Here is a 235-nt window from a genome sequence, read left to right on the forward strand (position 1 = left end):
CAGGCCCGAACCGACCAGGACCTCGATGCCTTCGTCCTTGAGCTGCTTGGCCTGGGCCAGTGCGTCGTCCTGATCGCGGTAGGTGCGCACCAGGATGTCGACGGCGAAGGTCTGCATGAAGGTCTGCAGTTCCGGGTACTGCGCGTGCTGGCCCAGCAAGGCCACGCGCGGCGAGATCCGGCGCGCCGTGGCCAGCGCGTTCATGACCTCGAAACCGCTGATCTTGACCTGCACC

The 235-nt window shown here is 66.4% G+C and carries 1 protein-coding gene; it reads right to left on the reverse strand.

Annotated features, from left to right (window positions below; translation table 11 throughout):
• The coding region (locus N825_RS35910; protein WP_198039093.1) for a PrpR N-terminal domain-containing protein at positions 1 to 235 on the reverse strand (235 nt) is incomplete at both ends.

This window comes from Skermanella stibiiresistens SB22 (assembly GCF_000576635.1).
Lineage (GTDB): Bacteria > Pseudomonadota > Alphaproteobacteria > Azospirillales > Azospirillaceae > Skermanella > Skermanella stibiiresistens.